This is a genomic window from Thermus sp. (genome assembly GCF_056332225.1).
In genome coordinates this window covers 1-2,071 of sequence record NZ_JBWGQW010000106.1, presented here as the reverse complement: position 1 = coordinate 2,071, position 2,071 = coordinate 1, and the positions used below count along the sequence as shown (strand labels likewise).

3 protein-coding genes are annotated in these 2,071 nt (G+C 69.2%); all 3 read right to left on the bottom strand.

Going from position 1 to position 2,071, the window contains the following annotated elements; genetic code table 11:
- On the bottom strand, nt 1–1,085 hold a 1,085-nt coding region (locus AC01Y6_RS10210; RefSeq protein ID WP_476671400.1), incomplete at its 3' end, for a phosphopentomutase.
- A complete protein-coding gene (locus AC01Y6_RS10205; RefSeq protein ID WP_428722323.1) occupies nt 1,082–1,339 on the bottom strand; it encodes a hypothetical protein in 258 nt (85 codons plus the stop codon). The genes AC01Y6_RS10205 and AC01Y6_RS10210, both read right to left, overlap by 4 nt.
- A 9-nt stretch (nt 1,340–1,348) precedes the next feature.
- A partial coding sequence (zapE, locus tag AC01Y6_RS10200) for an AFG1/ZapE family ATPase (protein WP_476671399.1) occupies nt 1,349–2,071 on the bottom strand: 723 nt, incomplete at its 5' end.

Here is a 2,071-nt window from a genome sequence, read left to right as displayed (position 1 = left end):
GCCCCGAGGTCGGCGAAGCTCTCCCGGGTGCCCAACTCCCCCTCCACCCCCGGCCCTACCCAGAGGAGCATCCCGTACTCCCGGGTGTGGTCGGTGCCGAAGAAGGTGGGGTCGTTGCCGTGGTCGGAGATCAAGAAGAGGTGGTCCTGGGGGCCCAGGGCCGAGAGGAGCCGGGGCAGGAAGGCGTCCACCTCCGCCAAGGCCCTCCCGTACCCCTCGGGGTCGCGGCGGTGGCCGTACTTGGAGTCAAAGTCCACCAGGTTGGTGAAGACGAGGCCAGAGAAGGGCTCCCCCATGAGGGCCAGGGTCTTCTCCAGGCCGTCTTGGTTGTCCTTGGTCTTGACCTTCCGGGTGAAGCCGCGCCCCGCGTAGATGTCGGGGATCTTCCCCACCCCCACCACCTCGAGGCCCCCCTCCTTGAGGACGTCCAGGACGTTTCTCGGGGGCTCCAGGGCGAAGTCCTTCCTAAGGTGCTCCAGCCGGTAGAACCTTCCCGGCTCCCCGGCGAAGGGCCGGGCGATGACCCGGGCCACCTGGTGCTCGCCGAGGAGCATCTCCCGGGCCACCCGGCAGAAGCGGTAGAGCTCCTCCACGGGCACCACGTCCACGTGGGCCGCCACCTGGAAGACGCTGTCGGCGGAGGTGTAGACGATGGGGAAGCCCGTCCTAAGGTGCTCCTCCCCGTAGTCCCGGATGGCCTCGGTGCCGGAGTAGGGCCGGTTCAGAAGCCACCCCCCCACTCCGATGGCCTCGGCCCAGGCCCTGAGAAGCTCTTCCGGGAAGCCCTCGGGGTAGGTGCGGAAGGGCTTTTCCAGGAGGATCCCCACGAACTCCCAGTGCCCGGTGGTGGTGTCCTTGCCGGGGTTCACCTCCTTCATGCGGCCGAAGGCCCCCTGGGGCCTTACGCGGGGCAGGGTGTGGACCCCCTGCACCCAGCCGAGGCCCAGGGCGGCCAGGTGGGGCAGGGCCACCCCGGTCTTGAGCACGGTGTGGTCCAGGGTGTCCGCCCCCTCGTCGCCGAAGAGGGGAGCGTCGGGCAGGTAGCCGAGGCCCACCGAGTCCAAGACGACGGCCACAACCTTCAAGACCTGAGTCCTCCCTCGTCCTCTTCCTCCTCCTCGGCCAGGGCCATGATCTCCTCCGGGGTCATCTCCGAGAGGGCCCGCACCGCCTGGAACTCCTCCACCAGGCCCTGGATCTCCTCCATGGCCTCCTTGAGGGTGAGCTCCCCTTCCTTGTACTCGTCCAGGACCTCCTCTATGGCCTCCAGGATCCCCACCGCGGCGCTCGCCTGGGAGAGGGCCTGGGCCAGCTCGGAAAGCCTTTCCGCCAGGTCCATGCCCCCATGCTACCCCAAAAGCTCGGCGAGCCGGGAAAGGGCCCGGCCGTACTTCTTGGCGAAGGCCCCGTGGCGGTAGCCCTCCGGGAAAAGGCGCTCCAAGGGCTCCCCCGAGGCCACCAGGGGAAGGCCGAGGTTATAGAGCTGGTCCACGAAGTGGACGAAGCGGAGGGCGTCGTTCTGGTCGGGAATGGGTTCCAGCCCCATGAGGTAGACCGCCTCCAGGCCCTGGAAGAGGTAGCGGTAGCGGATGGGGTGGAGGGCGCGGAGGTGGGCGAGGAGCTCGGGAAAGGCGTCCAGGCTCTTTTTCCTCGGGTCCTGGCGGTGGGCCTCGAGGAGGGCCCGGTCCGTGAGGGGCCGGGGGAGGCGGCCCGGGTCGCGGCGGCGGAAGTCCTCCCCCTCAATGCGCTCCACGGCGAAGCGGCGGGCCAGGCTTTGGATCTGGTGCCGAAACTGCTCGGCGTTGAACCGCCCCTCGCCTAGGGCCCCGGGCGGGGTGTTGGAGGTGGTGGCGACCCGGAGGCCCCGGTCCATGGTGAGGGCGAGGAAGCGGGTGGCCATCTGGGCGTTCCCCGGGTCGTCCAGCTCAAACTCGTCCAGGAAGAGGTAGCGAAGCCCCGCAAAGCGCCTCACCCCCTCCCCAAGCCCCATGAGGCCCAGGGCGTAGGTGAGCTCCTCAAAGGTGAGGAAGGCCTTGGGGCCTGGGGCCTCGAGGTAGGCCGCCACCAGGAG

Bases quoted from the DNA above. Each gene is read 5' to 3' on its own strand.
- AC01Y6_RS10205 (WP_428722323.1), bottom strand. From the start codon at position 1,339: ATGGACCTGGCGGAAAGGCTTTCCGAGCTGGCCCAGGCCCTCTCCCAG.